This window comes from Maridesulfovibrio salinus (assembly GCF_055394525.1).
This window is the reverse complement of sequence record NZ_AP042461.1, coordinates 1,795,790-1,815,823: the sequence shown is the minus strand read 5'-3', so window position 1 is coordinate 1,815,823 and position 20,034 is coordinate 1,795,790. Positions and strand designations below refer to the sequence as shown.

Sequence of the window (20,034 nt, the reverse complement as noted above, 5' to 3'; positions counted from 1 at the left end):
GGAACCTGATTTCATTATGAAACAATGCAATTAAAGGACTTTTCAAACCAGTAACACCTGTGTTAGACATACTGATCATTTTGCGCAAGTCTGCGCCCTTCCTAAGTTTGATTTCCCCTTGTCAAAAACCGGATCACGAATCCAGATTCAACTTTTTTTTCTAAACTTTGTTTAGAAAAAGTCCTGTTTTTCCGACCTGTTTTAGCTTTATGAACCTGTGGAAAACTTTTCATTATTTTATCTAATATCTAATAATCGCTTATAAGCATTAATTTTGGACATGTAACAACAAATTTTCAATTACCCCCCTGTACAAAACTCATACGCTTAGATACTATGTCTCTCGAAACAGCAACAGGTTCTTTTATTCCGGGACCTGAGCAAAAGGAACCCGGAAACCAGCCTGTTTTTACTAACCCGCAAAAACTGTAATTCAGAATAATAATCATTATGATCGACAACTCTTCCGGATGGGATCACCTTCGCGGCATAGAACCGCTGAGCCTTTGCGACTGGCCAGGCAGATCAAGCTGCGTTTTCTTTTTAGGCGGTTGCAACCTCAACTGCCCAACCTGCCACAACTTTGATATGGCATGGAACATGGAGCGCCTGCCGGTTATCTCCAGAAGAGATATGACAACTTTCCTAAGGGATAGAGCACGTTGGCTTGACGGGGTCACTATAACTGGTGGCGAGCCTACGACAGTTCCCGGACTTGGAGAGATTCTTTATGAAATAAGGCGTATTTCCGGACTGCCCATCAAAATGGACAGTAATGGAATGCTGCCCGAAATTCTGGAGGATATTCTCCAGCAGGGATTGGCGGATGTTTTCGCCATTGACGTTAAAGGACCGTATGACAGATATCCCGCCCTGACCGGCGGAGCTGTCACAGCCGAAGCGGCGCAGAAAAACCTTAAAAAGGTTTTCCAGCTCGCTGAAGCCAACCCCGAAGCCTTCTACTTTCGCCTGACCGAAGTTCCCATTCTCTCAGACGAAGATGTGGAAACAGCCAAAGGTTATCTTCCGGATGGATTCAAGTTAACCATCCAGAACTACATTCCTCCAAGGAGAGAGCATGCCCACGCAGATCATGAAGCGAGACGGCCGGTTGGAAACGTGGTCGACTGAGCGCATTGCGCAAGCCATTTTCAAAGCACTGAACGCCAGCGGAATCAAAGACCCTCTAATGGCCAAACGCATGGCCAGACAGGTTGAAAAGAAGCTCGAAGGAATTGAAATTCCCGAACAGGAACATGTTCAGAACATGGTCGAGGAAGTGCTGATGGATTCAAGGCTGCACAGTGTAGCAAAAAAATTCATACTCTACCGCGACAACCGCCGCAGACTCAGGAACCAGAAAGACGCTTATCTCGACATCAAGGAAACAATTGATGAATACCTTGAGAAAAGCGACTGGCGCGTGGCTGAAAACGCCAACATGACCCACTCTTTTCAGGGGCTCATGCTTCATCTCTCAGGTACAATTCAAGCTCGCTACGCCTTGGAGAAATATCCAGAAGAAATCCGTCAGGCGCATGAGCACGGCTATTTCCATATTCATGATCTATCCTACGGACTTGCAGGATACTGCGCCGGATGGTCCTTAAGAGACCTGCTCCTTGAAGGCTTCAACCTTGAAGGACGTTCCTGCGCCGGCCCGGCCAAACATTTTGACGCAGTGCTCGGGCAGATGGTCAATTTTCTGGGAACACTGCAGAATGAATGGGCGGGAGCTCAGGCTTTCAACAATGTTGATACCTATCTGGCCCCCTTCATACGCCACGACGGCCTGACTTACGAAGAAGTGCGACAGGCCATGCAGAAATTCGTGTTCAACCTGAACACAACTTCCAGATGGGGCGGACAGAGCCCGTTCACCAACCTTTCGTTTGATCTTGTCCCGCCCAAGCATATCGCGGATGAAGCGATTATTATCGGCGGAGAACTGCAGGATTCCACCTACGGTGATTACGGCAAGGAAATGGATATGATCAACCGCTCTTTCCTTGAGGTCATGCTAAGCGGTGATCATCACAACCGTATTTTCTCCTTTCCTATCCCCACTTATAATGTAACCGAAGATTTTCCATGGGATTCCCAGATAGGAAAGACACTTCTCGAACTCACCGCCAAATACGGAGTCCCCTACTTCCAGAATTTCATCAACTCTGATCTAAACCCTGAAGATGTGCGTTCCATGTGCTGCCGTCTGCAGATGGACCTGCGCGAACTGCGCAACAAGGTCGGGGGGCTTTTCGGAGCGGGAGACCTGACCGGTTCTATCGGCGTTGTAACACTGAACCTCCCCAAACTTGCCTATCTGGCACAGGGTGAGGAAGATTTTCTTGATCTGATTGAGGAGTACGCTGTTCAGGCCAAGAACTCTCTTGAGTATAAACGAAAACTTATCCAGACCAATCTGGATAACGGCATGTTCCCGTGGTCCCGCCGCTATCTTAAGAACGGATACAAAGGTCATTTTTCCACCATCGGTCTTCTGGGCGGACATGAAGCGTGTCTGAACCTGCTGGGGAAAGGTATCGACACCCCTTCTGGAATCAGACTGATGACCAGAGTACTGAACCATCTTCGTGATCTTACTTCCAGCTTTCAGGAAGAAACCGGCAACCTCTACAACCTTGAGGCGACCCCGGCAGAAGGTACCAGCTACCGTCTGGCCAAGATCGACAAGTCACTTTATGCCGACATCAAGACTTCCGGAGACGGAACCCCTTATTACACCAACTCCACCACACTGCCTGTAGGCGTATCCGAGGATGTGATTCTGGCTCTGACCCATCAGAACCAGTTGCAGCCCCTCTACACGGGCGGATCTGTTTTCCACACATTCCTCGGGGAATCCACCACTGATCTTGATGCACTTAAAAACTTCATTATCAAGGCGTTCCGCAATACTAAAATTCCATACCTGTCCATCACTCCGACCTTTTCCATCTGCAAGGAGCACGGATATATTCAAGGTGAACACCATCAATGCCCGGACTGCGGCGCAGATTCGGAAGTATATACCCGCATTGTCGGATACTATCGTCCGGTCAAGCAGTGGAACGATGGCAAAAAAGCTGAGTACAAGGATAGACAAGTCTACAACACATTCTGCTGCCAGTGATAATAAAAACCTGATCATATAAAGAATCAGGAAACTTTCTATAATTGATAAAACAAATCCGGCTGATATTCTTTAAGAATATCAGCCGGATACTTTTTTATGGTTCTTTGAAGCTGCTGGCTGCAAATATTTTCAAAAACCAAGAATTGCGGTCAAGGTGCAACTCGATTTCCGGTCAAGTCAAAGATAGCTCTAGACTTAACTAGAATCCCCGATTTTCCTTTTATGAAAATTTCCGGTTTTACCCTTTAAATCTTCAATCAAATGTATACCTGACCATCAAGCGGTAGCATCATCCTCAAACTCTGACAGCTTCATCATCTTGGCATTAATTGCAACAATTATTGTTGACAGGGACATAAGCAAGGCTCCGGCTGCAGGATTAAGCAGGATGCCCCACTTATAAAGGATTCCGGCTGCAAGAGGAATGGCAAAAATATTGTAGCCTGTGGCCCAGATAAGGTTCTGGACTGTTTTTTTATAAGTTACCTTTGAAAGTGCTATGATCTTAACAACATCCATGGGGTTGGATTTGACCAGCACGATATCAGCTGTCTCCTGAGCTACATCCGTGCCTGCACCGATGGCAATACCGATGTCTGCCTGGGCAAGTGCGGGAGCATCATTAACTCCATCACCTGTCATGGCACACATAATCCCTTTCTGCTGTACCTGCTTTACCTTATCCGCTTTTTTATCCGGCAGCACTTCAGCAAAATATTCCTCAAGATCCAGCTCATCAGCCACCCTCTTAGCGACAGCCTCGTTATCTCCTGTGATCATCATGACCTGAAGACCCAACTCCTTCAGACGCTTGACGGCTTCTTTTGATTCCTCACGAATAACATCGTCCAAAGCAAGACATCCTGCCGGAGAATTATCTACAAGTACAAATACAAGAGTTTTACCCTGGCTTAATATATCCTTTGTTTTACTATCATCGTAATCCAGACCTTCCTGCTCCATGTACTTGTGGCTGACAACCTTTACATTTGAGCCATCAACAGTCGCTTCCGCCCCCTTACCGGGAATATTACTGAAATCTTCCGAATTACCCGGAGCAGAGGCTTCTTTGGTTATAGCCTTGGCAATTGGATGCTCTGAACGACTCTCCACCGCGGCAGCTTTGTTCAAAAGACCCTCTTCATCAATTGTATCGGATAAAAGAACGATATCACTTACAGTGAATTCACCTTTAGTCAGAGTACCTGTTTTATCAAAGAGCACAGCCTGAAGCTTTCTGGCTTGCTCGAAAGGAGTTCTGTTGCGAATAAAAAAACCATGCCGCGCAGCGATTGCAGTTGTAGTCGCGACAACCAGAGGAATAGCCAGCCCCAATGCATGAGGGCAGGTAATAATCATGACAGTCACAGTACGCTCCAATGAAAACACAAAATCCTTTCCGTAGACTGTCAGCCAGAACAGCATGGTCAGAAAACCAGCCGAAAGAGCAATATAAGCAAGCCAGGCCGCAGCCTTGTCGGCTAACCCCTGTGCCTTGGATTTGCTATCCTGAGCCTCCTTGACCATATCCATTACCTGATTAATGAATGAATCCTTTCCAGTCTTGGCTACAGTGACTGTCAATGAACCTTCTCCATTCACAGCCCCGCCGATGACCTTTTCACCGGGGCCCTTTTCAACTGGCTTGGATTCCCCCGTAAGCATTGCTTCATCAATACTTGATGTTCCTTCTTCTATTTCACCATCTGCCGGGATTTTTTCACCGGGTTTTACCAAAACCCTATCGCCATCTTGCAGCTCATTAACTTTTACATCTTCAGTATCTCCGTCATCATTGAGACGGTGAGCTTCTCCGGGAATAAGCTTGGCAAGCTCTTCCATTGCTCCGGAAGCACTCATGACCGACTTCATTTCAATCCAGTGCCCCAAGAGCATGATGTCTATAAGACTTGCCAGTTCCCAGAAAAAGACCCGCCCTTTAAGGCCGAATGCAACAAGACTTGAATATCCGTATGCCACAGTGATAGCCAGAGCAATCAGAGTCATCATACCGGGCTTCTTATCTGAAATTTCGGTGTAAAGTCCTTTCAGAAACGGCCAGCCTCCATAGAAAAATATAGCCGAGGAGAACCCAAAAAGAACTAGCATGCTATTTGGGATGACCGGATCACCCAGATTCATAAATCCACGCAGCATGGGTGATAACCACATTATGGGCAAGGTCATTACCAAAGAGATATAAAATCTTTTCCTGAAATCTTTCACCATATGCTCATGATGCGAGGAATGGTTTTCACCAGAAGATGAAGAATGTGCACGCTCATGCTTTTCATGATGATTTGATTTGCTATTTTCTTCTTTATTCATATAAAAGCAACTCTCCCTGAACATAGTCTTTACGAGAAGTATAATCACATGGATTAATGATATTCACCGTATTTAAGGATCATACGTAGATAACATCAGCATCCATAAAAACATTTGAAATTTACAATTAACATATAAAATGGATTTTTGGCAAGAACTCACATATTTAATTCATAACATAGAGAAATAAACTTAATTTATATCTTTAATACTTCTGCTAATTATAATTCATAACAATAATAAATGCACAAAAAAAAGACTTAGAAGATAAACTTTCTAAGTCTTAAAATGAAAAACAAACGTTTTTAAATATATTCATAATTTAGTATTACAATCTATAACACCTGTTCTAACCCGATAGCAAATGAAGTACATTAATATTTTTAAACTATATAATCTGAGTCCAGAGAAAGATACAGCTTAAACCACTGAGTAAAATATCAGCGAACTCAGTATGCCAAAAAGATAGCGGCTACATTGGAATCACACCAGTCTATCAACTGTTGGATATCCTTACTTTATGAATAGATACCGAGGCACAAGCCCGTTCCTAACTAAAGATACTGCCAGACTTTTCCGATATTTTTTTCCATGACAACAACCGCGCAAAGATCACTGAAGGCTATTTCAACAACCTCAGCATGAAGACGATCCTCAGCCTGCTTATCATTAAAATCTTTCATAATCTCGAGAGATTCATCCAGGTTGCGAGATCTGGGAGAGCTTCCGTCATGGGTACGGGGATGATAGCCGATGTAGATGCTTTTAACCTTTTCCTGCGCCATATTCATTGCCTGCTCTCCTTGATTTGCGATTATTCTGTGTCAGACACCTGAACCTGTGCTCTATCCGCATCCGGTTCAGGATCACTTTTCAAAATAGGACAAGATCTATATCCAAATAATTTTGAACCTGAATACACTGTTGATTAACCCATGATTGAGATATCAAACTTCTCCTGCTTATTAACAAGATAAGTTATTGTTGTCACTTAATATTAGAGCTTGAGTGTTGTAACTTAAATACAATTACTGCTTTTTTCAGTGAAAGCGAAAGTAAAACTGACCATGCCATCGAGTACAACGGTCGCTCCATCAAGAGCTGGAGTGATGGATTCAGAAACTCATGCCGCCGTGCTGGAATCAGTGATGACGTTGTCAGCTACGATATCCGCCATCTGTTCTGCTCCTCCATGCTATCTAAGAGGGCGGCTCCGAACGCAGTTTCCCGCCTCATGGGACATGCGAGTACAAAAATGACCTTGGACCGGTATGGGCACGTTATGCCCGGTGACGAGAGGCGTGCCGTGGAGTTGCTGCCGGAGCTGGGGTAGCGGGTTAGGTTGAAATAGATTGATTAATTAAGGTGAGGGGCGTCTTCAGGCGTCCCTTTTTTTGTCGCTTAAATACTAATCGTTTATCACGCAATTGGTATTTTTTCACGACTTATCCATAATGACTTTGTTTTCCTCCCACTCCTTGATCAAATTCGAATAAAAACTATCATCATCAATTCCTAAATAATCCAGTATTTCAAAGCACTGTATAATGTCATATCTTGCGCAACACAGCATAATCATACCTACCCAGTAAGAATCAACAGTGACAACCATTTTCCCTTTATATTCAAACAACTTTAGATAGGTATCGTTAACAGAAGAGAAATCTGAATGTACAAATGAATTAAGCATTGTATATATCGTCAAATAGTCATGCTCAAGATTTTCGTACATTTTAGATTTAATTTTAGCTAATATATCACGCTTGTGCGACATAGCCCCTAAATTTAACTTAGACCACTTCGGTTGAAACTTACTACCTAGTTCAAAATCTGGATTGATTTCCTTCTGACTAAATAAGGCACGTTCAAATGACCTATCTACGTCTACAAAACTTTCTAAATTTTCTTTTAGCTGACAATCTTGACTGGCCTTCTTCAACAAACGGTAGTCATTGATGGGACCATGCTTAATATATTGCTTCAAGCCAATATTTTCATCTTCATATATTAAATATGAACAGACTATCAATTGTTCAAAACGGCTTCTTAAAAGGACTGAAGCTGGAGCACCAAAAGTCCAGCTATTTATCATTCTAGCACTAACACTGGTTGATTCTGCTATATATTTAAATCGATAAAACAGATGTAAAAACGGTGTATCCAAATCATCTTGTTTTTGATTAAACTTTTGGTTGAAGTATGCAAACGCCCTATCAGACAAATCATTAAAAAGATTGAATTCTTCCCATTTCTCATAAGGTCCCAATTTATACATCCTATCCTCACGAAATTTGTTTCAACATTGATCAATATGTATATTTAGAACAGTAGCTTATTCCTCATGGGCTTGCAAAAACTCCCCAGCTCGCCCCTGCAAATGTTGACGGCTCTACCTCAAATACAGGGGTCAGCAAAAGAAAAAGACCGCAAAGCCTATCAAGCTAACCGGTCCTTTTTATACGTAAATATAAGTGGTGGAGCTGAGGAGAATTGAACTCCTGGCCTCTTGAATGCCATGCCATGAATTGTGAGTTCAAGTGTTGAAATACTTTAACTTTTTGTTTCATGGTCAACAGAAAATCAGGGATGTTGGATGGGTGTTAGAGGCTCCCGGTTCACCAGGTGGTTGACCAGAATTTTGCGCTGGCTTGCACTGGGGTTGTGATGCTGAAGCACACAGAAGGGATAAAGAACGAAGCCCAATAGAGGCCTCCAGCCTTTTCTTTGAATTTGAGAAGATGCTGAATGAGGTCATCTGCTGGAAATAGATTGCCGTGCCCAGTTTCTCTACTCATCTCAATGTCCAATTATAGTTCGAATCCTATCAGCCAATTGTTGCCTGAGCTTTAAAAGGCCCTCTCTGTTATTGAGATATTTAATATAACGAAGATGTCTCAAGTCAAAGGGAATATCGTATTCGTTCTGTGTCACCAATACAACATCACGCCCAAGGGTATGAGCAATACCTGCTTCATAAAACACATTTGGATTCTTTCCCGTGCAGTCGCAAACAACAACCCTAGAACGATCAATAAGCGAAACGACATCTTGTATGATTGATGGAGCCTCCCATATATCATCAGCCCGCCTACACCTCAGACCTGCTCTCTCCGAGGCTTGCTTGATGACCTCGTGCACTTCCCTGAATCCAGCATCGAAGGGCATCATAGCGGACACAAGTGAGGTATCAATCTTTTCGTGCTCAGGAAGCTCAAACACTGTCGGTCTTTGGCGACGAGGGCGAACATTCGTAAGCAGAAAACGGTACAGGTCTACATCCTTGACAGCCCAATGATTCCGAGAGAATTCAAAGTCATGAGGCATATCTAAATCAATACGGTTTTCGTATAGCATCTTATTCTGCAGCACCGGAACATCTCTATCGAAGGCAACTTCAAGAGCCAAGGAATCACCTGCGAGCCTTGCCTTTACAATTCTACCTACATAAGCACTTTCTTGTCGTGTTCCTTCTTCACAGAATAAACATGGCAAAGACCTCAAGCGATCAAGCTGTATAACTCCATTGTCCTTGTATAAATTAACAAGAGAATCTTCTGTATATTCAAAAACTCTTCCTAAGGGGATTTGTACTCGACCAGATTCCCAATCCACGTTAAACATCATAAGATTAAACAAGCGTATCTCCTTACCATAAAATGCACCTCACTCTTTATCCGATGCCGATTATATCGTATCAGCCTCTTAACCCGCAATCAAGGCTCTACGGCTCTACCTCAAAGTGGCTCTACCTCAAAGACAGGGGCGATAGAATAATCCGACAAACGAAAAAAGGACCTACAATTTTCATTGTAAGTCCTTGAAATATCTGGTGGAGCTGAGGAGAATTGAACTCCTGGCCTCTTGAATGCCATTCAAGCGCTCTCCCAACTGAGCTACAGCCCCACTCGCTGTGAGAAAGTTTTTAAAGAATCCGATGCCTGCTGTCAACCATCTTTTATCATTCGTAATAAATTATTTATCAAGTTGTTGATCTTCAACAATCAAGTCCGGGCCGACAATTGGGCCCGGACCTGATACCTGCACAAGAACCAACCTTAACTACTAACCTTTAATCTTGATAACTTTTCCGTTACGTCCATCAATCAGATGTACGGCACAGGCTATACAGGGGTCAAACGAGTGCACTGTACGCAGGATCTCCACCGGCCTTTCCGGATCAGGACATGGACAGCCTACCAGAGACTGCTCACCCGGACTGAGTTTGTCATTGCCACACCTTGGTCCCAGATTCCATGTGGACGGCACTACAAGCTGGAAGTTTTCAATCTTTCCACCCTTTATCCTTATCCAATGGGAAAGACCGCCACGTGTTACGCAACAGGTCCCGACTCCCTTGGCGGTATCAGGCATCTTCCATTTATTGTATATTTTGTTGTCGCCGGATTTGATCCTCTTTTCAGTATCATCAATCCAGCCCTCCATCCTTCTGGTCAGCATCACGGTCTCAACCACCCTGCATAGAGTTCTTCCCATGGTTGAAAACAGCTGAGCGGGTTTCATACCTGATGCCTTGAAGAAATCATCCAGTATTTCTCTGGTTTCCTTCTCCTTACGGGCATAAGCAATTGCCCGGCGCGCCAGAGGCCCGGTTTCCATCGGTTCTCCCTTGTAACGGGGAGCCTTACTCCACGAATACTTTTCCTTGTCATCATAGGAAGTATATTTCGGGGAAGTCTCACCATCGTAAGGTTTGAGGGTCTTGTTTCCCTCGTACCAACTGCGGGTAACATCCTCCGCAATCAGATTCAGATCCATTTTATCGGTCTTAGCCAGATCATTACCCCACAGAACACCGGACTTGAAGTAAGGGTCCTTTCCGGTAACCGGATCATGAAAATCATCAAAAGCCATGAAATTTGATGTCTTTCCGTATTCTAGTGCTTCGGGATACCGTTTAGTCATCATAAGAATATCAGGCATCATGGCGTTTTCGCAAAACTCAAGAGTCTTGGCCCATATTTCCCTGTAATGATCAATAACTTCCTGTCTCAAACTGTCGTAACAGGTCATTCCTCCGACTACTATTGTCTGTGAATGAGGGTTCTTGCCACCAAACAGAGCCATTGCGCGTCCGAGTTCAAGCTGAATACGCAGCCCTTCAAAATAATGTGCCGACAGAATCAGATTCTCTTCAGGCGTGAAATGGTAAGCCGGGTTACCCCCCAGAAAATAAGCATTCTCCAGAAAGCCCAGCTGCCCTGAAGCCACAAAGTCTTTGAGCTTCCTTTGAATAATAAACAGATCTGAAGGATCATCACTGCGATTACTTGTTTTTGCCACAAGCTTGGCAGCTTTCACCGGGTCGGCATTGATTGCCGAAGCCATGTCTATCCAGTCCAGCCCATGCAGATGATAAAAATGCACCAGATGGTCCTGAACGATGAGCGGGGCAAGTATAAGATGTCGCATCAACTTAGCCAAAGGCGGAGCCTTAACTTTGACCGCATCCTCAATGGCCCTGACACTTGTCAGCGCATGGGTGTTGGTACAGACACCGCAGGTCCTCTGCGTGAAAAGGGGCGCATCCTCAGGGTCCCGCCCTTTTAGAATAGGCTCAATTCCCCTGAACAGCTGTGCGCTTATCCATGACTTTGAAATAATATCCTTTTCAATCTCAACTTCGATTTTCAAATGGCCTTCAATGCGTGTCAACGGATCTACAATCAACCGATTGCCTTTGTTTCCGGCACTGTTCTGACTCATATATATCTCCTCCTTCCGGGTGGGCGGCTTAACTTACCTTGCCATCTTCAATAGGATGGAAAAACGGGGAATAATCGTCCCAGAAATTGGGTTCACTGCATCCTATACAGGGAGCACCGGACTGGACCGGCCAGCTCACCTGATTGAACAGGGCCGTGGGGCAATTATTGTATGTGTACGGTCCCTTGCATCCCAGTTTATACAGGCACCAGCCCTTTCTGGCTTCATCGCTGTCAAAACCCGGCGCGAACTCGCCTTTGTTGAAATGCTCCTGTCTTGGGCAATGAGCATGCACCGTGTCGGCATAAAACATCTTCGGCCGGCCCCACTTATCCAGCTTGGGCATTCCCTTGGTGAGAAGATGCACCACAGTACCTACAAAGTTCATGGGATTAGGCGGGCATCCGGGGATATTGATTGCCTTGACTCCGACAGCCTCCAGAGCATCATTTGTTCCCTTGGCTCCCGACAGGTTGGGGGCGGCAGCCTGAACACCGCCGTAACTGGCACATGAGCCCATGGCGATAGTGGCTACGGCTTTGGAAGCAACACGGGCGCAAAGCTGAAACATTGTTTCGCCACCGACTTTACCGTATTCGCCTCCATGGAAGGTAGGGATAGCCCCTTCTATCACACAGATATAGCCTTCAGGGTTTACAAGAGCTTTTTCAAGTGCAGCGTGCGCGGCATCTCCTGAAGCGGCCATTATCGTCTCACAATAATCCAGCGAAATGGTGTTGAGGATTATCTCGTCAAAATACGGCTGGTAGGCCCTGAGAAGCCCTTCGGTACATCCGGTGCATTCCGCGCAATGCAGATAAACAACTGAAGGTCTCTTTTTCCTGATCAGAGCTTCCGCAACCTGAGGGACAAACGCAGGCCCCATTCCTAGGAAGGCAGCCATCGCCCCGCAAAACTTCAGAAAATCCCTTCTATCCGGTTTGGTCTCCCCGACCATCATTTTCAGAGAATCAAAACTGTTCTTGCCTGACATAAAATTCCTCCTCTGCAACGTGCTTACTGCTGAAGTTGTAGTCCTCAGACACACCAGAGCATTTTTTGTCCACCTGAAACGCCACCAGCCACGCCATCAAATAACCGTGATCAAACTCATTGAGTATGTTTGACTTACTCGGGTTTATGGCAGGCAGTGGTACATCCAACGGGATTTTTCCCGCCCTCAGTCCGCATCTGGGTATGACATCCCAGACAACTCGGCGGCCCCTCGGAATGCCAGGCCCGGTAAAAACCTGTCGGATCCTTAGGATCATCACCGGAGTGACACTGCCTGCAGCCAACAAATTCTCCGAGAGTCTCGTCACTTTCCTTGTGATGGCACTTTTGGCATGAAACCCTGATAGCGTGGAAACCATGCGGAAACTTGACTTTTTTCACCCACACGCTCAACTCCCTGTTGCCTTTGGGGCGCTCCAGAATAATCGTATCAGGAACGTCATAAGCAAGGGCCGCGGCAACCGTGACAACTGCAAACACCAGTGCAGCAATACAAACGAAAAACCTTCTGCTCATAATTCCTCCACTTCACAAGATTCTTATTATCCAAACAATAACACAAATCGTGATTATTAAAAGCACATTGCGTAATTAATAGTGTCTATCCGAATAAGCTTGAGAATAAGTGGAGACAAGCACCCCCTTAAACCCTTTATCAATTTTGCAATGTGTTTTATATAATTGAAATATTGGAATACAATCCTGACCCATAGCATGTTTCCGAGATAAGCAGTTTTGCCCGGATAGATATAATTTTAACAATTTCCCCAATGGAGCTTTCTGAAATGACCTTTCAGTTGCAAAGCAACAGTCGCCGTGTACTGTATCTTATTCCTGTTTTAGCATTGCTCTTTGTCGCGATGGCACAGCCTGTTCCTGCTCTGGAACCGGAAGGTGATCCAGCCACAGCACTTTCCCAGATGAGTCAAAAGGACAAAGCCAGATTCGCACCCACCAGTGAAGACCTGCAGAAGGCTAAGGATTCCGGTGACCTTCTTTCACTGCCGCAGGCAATACGCGACAGCATTGAAATGACAGATAAAAGTTATAAGGCGATGAAGAAAGGAACCGCCTACGTAGCCGAGGGATTCAGAATAGCCCCGCAGGAAATATCCAAAGCGCTTGATAAACTCACTCTGGGTCAGGGGACTGGTAGGCTTCTGTATATGATCGGAGTGGTACTTTTCATATACGGGGCAGGTCTTTGCGTTGAATGGGCTGCAAGGCTTCTGACCAGAAGACTAAGACACAAAGTGGAAGAAGCGCCAACGGGAAATCTCTTCAAAAGACTTATAAATGACCTGATTCTGACTGGATTCGAGGTCGGTTATTTTCTCATCTTCCTCTACTCCACAATCAACATCATAGTTCTGCTTGCCCCGGCGGGCAAAAACATTGAACTGCTGGCCGGCGGATTCCTGATCCCAATCACCCGAGCCAGAATCGGCATACTGATTATCAAATTTCTTTTTTCGCCACACTCCAGCGAATCACGTTTTGTGCCCATCACCGACTACGCCGCGAAAGAACTGACTTTCTGGCTCTCGCTGACAATGATACTCTCGCCTCTTTTCGCCCGGGTTATTTATAGTCTTTCAATGATGGGACTGGCGGACGAAACCTTCGAAGCACTGTTCATGCTTGAAATAATCATCCCCACTTCCCTCCTGCTTGCCCTGATCTGGAAAAACAAAAACCATCTCAAAAACTACATTCTCCAAAATTACCACGGACAAGAACAGGGAGCGGCCGGATATTGGCTTGCCAATAACTGGCACAGGCTTGCTTCAGCCTACCTTCTCTTTCTCGTTTTTCTACGCCAGACAAGCCTTCTTCAAGGCAAGGATATGGTCGGAGCACTGCTGATCAGTCTGGTTTCAGTACCGGGAATAATTCTTCTGGACATGACTCTCTTCGCTGCACTCAAAAATATGGCGGGCAAAAAAAAATCCAAGGACCAAGACGAGAAGGAAACAACAAACAGCTTCATATATATAAGCCATGTACACTCTGCTCTCAGGACCATTCTGGCCCTGGGGCTGGGATTTTACCTACTGGGAGTATGGGGACTCTCCTTCAATATCGGTCCGGCGTTTTCCAAAGGAGCGCTAAGCATATTCGTCACCGTTCTGGTCAGCTACCTGATCTGGGAATATCTCAGCGGACTTATTGATGCGCAATTTGACGGTCAGGATGATGACGGAGAGGAAATGGAAGAAATGGGCAAGGGTGGGTCGCGTAAAAACACCCTGCTGACCCTTCTTAAAAAGTTTCTGCTGATCAGTATCGTTATCATGAGCGCGCTGATTATCCTGACCTCAGTAGGGGTCAACATCGCTCCGCTGCTTGCCGGTGCGGGAATATTCGGCCTTGCTGTAGGCTTCGGTTCCCAGACTCTGGTGAAGGACGTCCTTTCCGGTGTCTTTTTCCTCGTAGATGATGCCTTTCGCATAGGAGACTATGTGGAAGCCGGGCGGCTAAAAGGAACAGTGGAGCGCATCTCGGTCCGTTCCATCAGCCTGAGGCACAGCCGGGGACAACTTCAGATTATACCTTACGGCTCACTTGGTTCGGTTACCAACTTCAGCAGGGACTGGACCGCCATGAAGCTCGAAGTAAGAATCCCCTTTGATGTCGACCCGGAAAAAGTACGGAAGATTATCAAGAAAATGGGTAAAAAGATTGCGGAAGATGAAGAGCTGGGTCCACTGCTGCTTTCCCCCATCAAATCTCAGGGAGTTAAAGAGATTGATGATTCTTCACAGGTTACAAGGATCAAATTCCGCTGCCGTCCGGGAGATCAGTTTTCACTACGAAAAGAGGTGTTCCGCCGTGTCCGTGAAGCATTTGCTGCCAATGGAATTGAATTCGCGCCGCGCAAAGTAACCGTCCATGTCCCGAATCTGGAGAATGCCGTTCTCACCAAAGAACAGCTCACGACCATCGCGGCCGCGGCTGCGGAAACCGGATTAGCGGCAAGTGACGAGAGCAAGAACAAGGAATAGCGGGATAAACACCCAGAAAATTGATAAGGATGGATACGCTTTTGAAGTTGAATCCATCGGCCAAACAAAACATAGGGTATTGGCAGGACAGTTAATACCGGCCTATCAAGAACATAAAACACAAAGAGTTTTTAAAAAGCAGGAGCACCGCGTATTCAAGAATACACGGTGCTCTTTTTCTGCCACCTGCTGAAGAAATAGGCTTATAACTTCAGTCGAGGCCTTGCCCTGCTGCCAATCTTCCCCCAAAAAATCGCAGATTCAAGAATCAAAAACAGCAACATTTAAAGATCATTAACTTATCTATCATTAATATCCTTCAGTTGTACTACCGGCAGACTGTATTTGCTTTTTCCACCCATAAAATACATTATATATAAACATCAGCGATCTTTTCAGCACAGGAGAAATCCATGAAACGCAGAGAATTCATCAAACTGGGCGCAGCAGCACTCGCAACAGGCGCGGTCAGTTTCGCAAACCTGCCTACTGCCGTTGCTGCCAAACCGCATGATATGGTGGCAGTGCGTAACGGTTCGCCCGAGAAAATGTTCGATGAGGGAATAGCTGTCCTCGGAACAATGAGTGCTTTTGTCAAACCGGGGCAGACTGTGGTCGTAAAACCCAACATAGGCTGGGATGTCCAGCCTGAAAGAGCGGCTAACACCAATCCCGGTCTGGTTGCACACATCGTAAAGCGCAGTCTTGAAGCCGGAGCAAAGGAAGTCCTCGTCTTCGACCACACCTGCGACAACTGGCGCGATGCCTACCAGAACAGCGGGATTGAGTCTGCCGTTAAAAATGCCGGAGGCAAAGTTGTCCCTGCCAACAACCGCCGCTACTACCGGGAAGTCCGGATACCAAACGCCAGACGATTACATAAAGTCGAAGTACATGAACTGTTTCTTGATGCTGATGTGGTGATTAATGTTCCCATTATAAAGCATCACGGCGGCGGAACCATGACCGTATCCATGAAGAACCTTATGGGAGTCGTTTATGACCGTCCTGCATGGCATCGGAACGATCTGCACCAGTGTATTGCTGATTTCGCCTCAGTACGCAAGCCGGATCTTGTCGTTGTGGACGGATACCGGGCTCTGATGCGCAACGGTCCGCGCGGATATTCGGTGGAAGATGTAAGTACCCTGAAAATGCAGGTGCTTGGCACAGACATGATTGCCTGTGACGCCGCAGCTGCCCGCATATTCGGACTTGAGCCGTCAGACGTACGGCATATCACGCTGGCTCACGAGTCCGGAACGGGCAACATGGACCTGTCCACATTAAACATCGCCCGTCTGGCATTGTAAACATGCGGCTCCTGCGTATCGCCATCGGAACGCTCAGCTTACTGACCATACTCATTTATGGTCTGGACCTGCACTCAATAATCCCGGACAAGGCGTCCCGCTGGCTGCTCTGGTTCCAGTTCACTCCCTCGGCCCTCAAACTCAGTTCGGGCGACATGGCTGCCGGAATCTCCGTTCTGCTGATTCTGCTTATTACTATGGTATGGGGTCGTATATACTGCTCTTTCCTCTGTCCACTTGGAGTTCTGTTTGACTGCATATCCCGTCTGAAACGAAAACGGCGTTATAAATTCAAACCCGCAAATCCTGTTCGATATATATTTCTGGCAATAGCAGTTATTCCCCTGCTGGCGGGGAGTCTGCTGACTGTGACCCTGCTTGATCCCTACGCAAGTTTCGGGCGAATATCGGCGGAGCTTTTCCGCCCGGCTGCCATATTGATAAACAATTCCGCCGCTATGCTCCTTGAGCAGGCTGGCAACTACAGTATCCCCCCTATACCATACCGGAGCTATGCGTTACCGGTTCTGGCATTCATTCTTGGCTATACAGCTTTAGTTACAACACTTGCGTGGCGGAGCGGAAGAACATACTGCAACCTCATCTGTCCGCTGGGAGCGCTTCTGGGACTTATCGCCCGGAAAGAACGTTTTAAGTTTCAAATATCGGACAAGTGCACCGGGTGCGGACGATGCGAAAGAATCTGTAAGGCTTCCTGCATTGATTTAAAATCGCGGGTAATTGATATGAGCCGTTGCGTATCCTGCTTCAATTGTGAAAGCTCATGCCCCGAAGGGGCAATATCCTTCAAGAGTGCCAGAAAAAACTCATCTACAAAAAGTAATGTCCCGACTAGAATTGAACGCCGGGCCTTTTTACAAAAAACATTCGCACTTCCGGGACTGTTCTTCGCCACACCCAAAAAAACGCCCGATACATTGAGCATAATTCCTACCGGACGCAGCACTCCGATTCTGCCCCCCGGGGCAGAGTCAATGGCCCGCTATGCTTCTCTCTGCACTGGATGCCACACTTGTGTGGCCCGCTGCCCCTCCCAGGTCCTTCAACCCAGCCTGCTTGAACTCGGCAAAGGAAAACCTTTACTGCCCCATCTGAATCCTGACTTCGGGTTCTGCAATTTTCAATGCACCAGTTGCGGAGAAGTATGCCCCAACGGAGCCATTCTCCCCTTGGATCTGGAAACCAAGCAGCGCAGGCAGATTGGGCAGGTAAAACTCGAAATAGAAAACTGCATAGTGCGCACCCGTAAAACAGACTGCGGCGCATGCGCCGAGCATTGCCCCACGAAAGCTGTATCCATGAAACCAAAAGGAAAATTGAAAGAACCTACAATAACAACCGAAACCTGTATCGGCTGCGGAGCATGCGAATTTATCTGTCCCTCCCGCCCCTTCCGGGCAATCTGGGTTGAAGGAAACGCAACTCAAAAACAAGCTGACAAGCCCGACTTTGGAAAACTGAAAACACCCTTAGGCAAAGAAGATTTCCCTTTCTGATTCCATTTGCTGTTTTGAATAAATCCCGGTGAATCAAAGAGTAAAGAGGTTCAAGGCGAGCAGTTGAATTAAATGGCTCTTGACAATAGGAAGAACTGAACTTAGTTATCATGATAACTGTTACGAAAAATGAAGCACTAAACCAAGGAGAGATTAGTATGTTGCATGGCATAACAAAATCCAGATCAGCAATTGTGCTTATCGAGTTCCAGAACGAATGGCTTGCCGAAGACGGAATTCTGCAGACCCGCCTCATCAAAGACAAGGAACCATTCCAGGCTGCTGTTCAGAATGCAGCCAAAGTGCTCGAATCAGCGAGAAAATACAATTTCACGATTGCCCATGCCGGGCTTGATCTGAGTCTTGACCCTACCTACAGACTGTTCAATCAGGGGAAAAATGTTCTGGGGTTAAGAAAGGCCATTCCAATGGCGAAAACATGGCAAAAGGACGGTTCCGGATTTGTAGAACCTTTTGTTCCAAAGGAAGAAGAATTTATCGTATCAGGACGTTCCGGGGCAAGCGTATTGAAGAACTCAACCCTTGACCCGTTCCTGCGAAATAACGATATTGCAAATCTCTTCTTCATGGGATTCGCAACGCATGTCTGCGTTGAATCATCTTTGAGGGAAGCCCACGACCTCGGATATAACGCCTATATCGTGGAAGATGCTTGTGCAGCGTTTGAAGAGGCGCAACATGAGCACGTTTTGAAGCATGTGGTTCACCACTTCGGTGAGTCAGTTAATTCCGAATCTCTGATTAATTTCATTAAAGGATAACTAATGTTTTTCCTGAAAGAACTGCCGACACGGGATATCCTGGAGCAATACCACAGACGTTTCCCGGAGATGAAAGTGGACATGGTGGAAAATGCACTCCTGCTGATGAGGCAAGCCAGTATATTGCTGCGGCAGCTTGACGAGTATTTCTCCAAACATGATTTTTCCCAGCTGCGGTTCCTGATCATAGCTATATTGGACAGGGAGAGGGAAATACAGCATACAGCCAGTGATATTCTGAAAAAGCTGGATGTGTCCAAGCCTGTTATGACCCGTACGCTGAAAAACCTCGAGGCATCCGGGATGATAACTGTTTCCGGACACGAAAAAGACAAGCGCGCAAAGCTGATTGCTCTGACTGAAAAAGGCAGGGAAAAGCTGAACTCAATACTCCCCGGGTACTATGAGACGATCGAGGAATTCATGACCGGGCTCAGGAGTAACGATGAATAAACTCATATTTACTTTTCAAGTCTGGGGGTGCGTATGGATGCTGGTCACACTTCTCAGCTACACAATCCGCTGGACAGGCATACAGCTTCCGTTGTTTGCCCAGACATTTGTCATCAGCACGATTATGGTTCCGGCCATGATCTTCATCATCATGCCCATTATAAATAAGGCAGACCGAAAGAGTCAGCACTTATCTTAGCTTATGTAAAATGATAGGCTGCCCGGCTAAACGGTCAGCCTATCTGGTTTTAATCTACAGGCACTCTGTAATAGACATTACTCTTATCGATTTTGAATCCGAGTTTGGAATATAACTTCTGGGCATTGAAATTATCTGCACCGGTTTTAAGCTCAACTCTTATGGCGTTTGTGGATCTGGCATACTCAAGAACTTTATCAATAAGCACATTGGCCACTCCCAATCTTCTGAATTTACTGGAAACACCCAGATCATTCAATATCCATATTCTTTTCAAAGCCAGAGTAGAGTAAGAAGGATACAGATTAACAAATCCCATAACTTCGTTTTTATCGCTTATTGCCAGAAATGTTACCGCCTCATGATTATCTGAAACTCTTTGAAAAAATTCTGTGGTTTTAAACTTATCCCTCTCAAAACCACAGAATTCACGATACTCATCAACTACATCCACAAATTCATCAATATATTCATCACTGAGCGGTTTGACCTGCATTTATTCTCCTCATTTGAAGTTACACAACAGAATATTGTTGATAATTATACATATCTTTCCAATCATG

17 protein-coding genes and 1 tRNA gene are annotated in these 20,034 nt (G+C 45.9%); 9 read left to right on the top strand and 9 right to left on the bottom strand.

Going from position 1 to position 20,034, the window contains the following annotated elements:
* Nucleotides 1-450: 450 nt before the first annotated feature.
* On the top strand, nucleotides 451-1,131 hold the full coding sequence (locus ACZ5PW_RS08150) for an anaerobic ribonucleoside-triphosphate reductase activating protein (RefSeq protein ID WP_464559718.1): 681 nt from the start codon (nucleotides 451-453) through the stop codon (nucleotides 1,129-1,131).
* Nucleotides 1,079-3,133, top strand: a complete 2,055-nt coding sequence (locus ACZ5PW_RS08145) for a ribonucleoside triphosphate reductase (protein WP_464559716.1) — start codon at nucleotides 1,079-1,081, stop codon at nucleotides 3,131-3,133. The genes ACZ5PW_RS08150 and ACZ5PW_RS08145 overlap by 53 nt, the downstream gene beginning before the upstream one ends.
* 279 nt (nucleotides 3,134-3,412) lie before the next feature.
* Here ACZ5PW_RS08145 and ACZ5PW_RS08140 read toward each other — a convergent pair whose 3' ends face one another.
* Nucleotides 3,413-5,464 (bottom strand): copper-translocating P-type ATPase, encoded by a 2,052-nt coding sequence (locus ACZ5PW_RS08140; RefSeq protein ID WP_464559714.1) that lies wholly within the window; start codon nucleotides 5,462-5,464, stop codon nucleotides 3,413-3,415.
* 554 nt (nucleotides 5,465-6,018) lie between these two features.
* Nucleotides 6,019-6,255 (bottom strand): hypothetical protein, encoded by a 237-nt coding sequence (locus ACZ5PW_RS08135; RefSeq protein WP_464559712.1) that lies wholly within the window; start codon nucleotides 6,253-6,255, stop codon nucleotides 6,019-6,021.
* A gap of 155 nt (nucleotides 6,256-6,410) precedes the next feature.
* On the opposite strand from ACZ5PW_RS08135, the gene ACZ5PW_RS08130 reads away from it, so the two are divergent.
* A complete protein-coding gene (locus ACZ5PW_RS08130; RefSeq protein ID WP_464560379.1) occupies nucleotides 6,411-6,797 on the top strand; it encodes a tyrosine-type recombinase/integrase in 387 nt (128 codons plus the stop codon).
* Between the two features lie 105 nt (nucleotides 6,798-6,902).
* Here the strand turns inward: ACZ5PW_RS08130 and ACZ5PW_RS08125 are convergent, their stop codons facing one another.
* The 6 genes from ACZ5PW_RS08125 to ACZ5PW_RS08100 all read right to left on the bottom strand — a co-directional run bounded on the left by ACZ5PW_RS08125 (nucleotide 6,903) and on the right by ACZ5PW_RS08100 (nucleotide 12,718).
* Nucleotides 6,903-7,739 (bottom strand): DUF5677 domain-containing protein, encoded by an 837-nt coding sequence (locus tag ACZ5PW_RS08125; RefSeq protein WP_464559710.1) that lies wholly within the window; start codon nucleotides 7,737-7,739, stop codon nucleotides 6,903-6,905.
* A 521-nt stretch (nucleotides 7,740-8,260) separates the two neighbouring features.
* Nucleotides 8,261-9,100, bottom strand: coding sequence for a hypothetical protein (locus tag ACZ5PW_RS08120; protein ID WP_464559708.1), 840 nt, complete (start codon nucleotides 9,098-9,100; stop codon nucleotides 8,261-8,263).
* A gap of 191 nt (nucleotides 9,101-9,291) precedes the next feature.
* Nucleotides 9,292-9,367: transfer RNA gene (locus ACZ5PW_RS08115), tRNA-Ala, on the bottom strand.
* A 159-nt stretch (nucleotides 9,368-9,526) separates the two neighbouring features.
* Complete coding sequence (locus ACZ5PW_RS08110) at nucleotides 9,527-11,188, bottom strand: nickel-dependent hydrogenase large subunit (RefSeq protein WP_464559706.1); 1,662 nt, start codon at nucleotides 11,186-11,188, stop codon at nucleotides 9,527-9,529.
* Between the two features lie 28 nt (nucleotides 11,189-11,216).
* Nucleotides 11,217-12,182, bottom strand: coding sequence for a hydrogenase small subunit (locus tag ACZ5PW_RS08105; protein WP_464559704.1), 966 nt, complete (start codon nucleotides 12,180-12,182; stop codon nucleotides 11,217-11,219).
* Between the two features lie 134 nt (nucleotides 12,183-12,316).
* The gene (locus ACZ5PW_RS08100; protein ID WP_464559702.1) at nucleotides 12,317-12,718 is read right to left on the bottom strand and encodes a cytochrome c3 family protein; all 402 of its coding nucleotides are present in this window, start codon (nucleotides 12,716-12,718) and stop codon (nucleotides 12,317-12,319) included.
* 269 nt (nucleotides 12,719-12,987) lie between these two features.
* Between ACZ5PW_RS08100 and ACZ5PW_RS08095 the strand changes: the two genes are divergently transcribed.
* The 6 genes from ACZ5PW_RS08095 to ACZ5PW_RS08070 all read left to right on the top strand — a co-directional run bounded on the left by ACZ5PW_RS08095 (nucleotide 12,988) and on the right by ACZ5PW_RS08070 (nucleotide 19,471).
* Entirely contained in the window at nucleotides 12,988-15,207 is a 2,220-nt protein-coding gene (locus tag ACZ5PW_RS08095) for a mechanosensitive ion channel family protein (RefSeq protein WP_464559700.1), read from the top strand.
* Between the two features lie 413 nt (nucleotides 15,208-15,620).
* Nucleotides 15,621-16,520 carry a DUF362 domain-containing protein gene (locus ACZ5PW_RS08090; protein WP_464559698.1) on the top strand — a complete coding sequence of 300 codons (900 nt, stop codon included), beginning with the start codon at nucleotides 15,621-15,623 and terminating at the stop codon, nucleotides 16,518-16,520.
* A 2-nt stretch (nucleotides 16,521-16,522) separates the two neighbouring features.
* Complete coding sequence (locus ACZ5PW_RS08085; protein WP_464559696.1) at nucleotides 16,523-18,037, top strand: 4Fe-4S binding protein; 1,515 nt, start codon at nucleotides 16,523-16,525, stop codon at nucleotides 18,035-18,037.
* Nucleotides 18,038-18,195: 158 nt separating this feature from the next.
* Nucleotides 18,196-18,819: a cysteine hydrolase family protein gene (locus tag ACZ5PW_RS08080; protein WP_464559694.1), complete on the top strand. Its 624-nt coding sequence runs from the start codon at nucleotides 18,196-18,198 to the stop codon at nucleotides 18,817-18,819.
* 3 nt (nucleotides 18,820-18,822) lie between these two features.
* Nucleotides 18,823-19,272 (top strand): MarR family winged helix-turn-helix transcriptional regulator, encoded by a 450-nt coding sequence (locus tag ACZ5PW_RS08075; RefSeq protein ID WP_464559692.1) that lies wholly within the window; start codon nucleotides 18,823-18,825, stop codon nucleotides 19,270-19,272.
* A complete protein-coding gene (locus ACZ5PW_RS08070; protein WP_464559690.1) occupies nucleotides 19,265-19,471 on the top strand; it encodes a hypothetical protein in 207 nt (68 codons plus the stop codon). Before ACZ5PW_RS08075 ends, ACZ5PW_RS08070 begins: the two co-directional genes overlap by 8 nt.
* A 49-nt stretch (nucleotides 19,472-19,520) precedes the next feature.
* Here ACZ5PW_RS08070 and ACZ5PW_RS08065 read toward each other — a convergent pair whose 3' ends face one another.
* Nucleotides 19,521-19,967: a GNAT family N-acetyltransferase gene (locus ACZ5PW_RS08065; RefSeq protein ID WP_464559688.1), complete on the bottom strand. Its 447-nt coding sequence runs from the start codon at nucleotides 19,965-19,967 to the stop codon at nucleotides 19,521-19,523.
* Nucleotides 19,968-20,034 lie beyond the last annotated feature (67 nt).